Raw genomic sequence first — 541 nt, forward strand, 5'->3', positions numbered from 1 at the left:
ACCGTAGCAACTGTTTGTACAGCAACTACCATGTTTGCTCAAGCAAATATTTTAAATGCTAAAAGTCCTGAAGATATTGGGGTACGAACAGATGAACAAAAAGTAGTAGATAATGACAAGCCCTTAGAATACGGTTATGTTGATGATAGAGATATCTTATTTGCTAAAATGACGTGGGAACGCGTAGTGCTTAATGAGCGCTCTAACTTTCCGTTGTACTACCCAATTGATACTAATAACATTGGTAAAGACAGACGTAGTTTATATGATGTTTTAATGAAAAACATTAAAAACGGTAAAATAGAAAACATCTACGATGATTCATACTTTTCAACAAAACGTACTTTAAAAGATATTGAAGCCGCATTAACTAAAGTTGATACCACTGAACTTGGTATTGAGCAGTTAAATGCAGGTGAAACTTTATCTGCAGAGTACATTGATAGAAGAGAAATTACTGCTGCTGATATTGTTGAATACCGTATTAAAGGTTTATGGTATTTTGATAAAAGACAATCTGAAATGAAATACAGGTTGTTGG

1 protein-coding gene is annotated in these 541 nt (G+C 33.5%); it reads left to right on the forward strand.

Features of this window, described 5'->3' with window-relative positions; translation table 11 throughout:
- Positions 1-30: 30 nt before the first annotated feature.
- The coding region (porN, locus tag FUA24_RS10690; protein ID WP_148542179.1) for a type IX secretion system ring subunit PorN/GldN at positions 31-541 on the forward strand (511 nt) is incomplete at its 3' end.

The organism is Seonamhaeicola marinus, assembly GCF_008085455.1.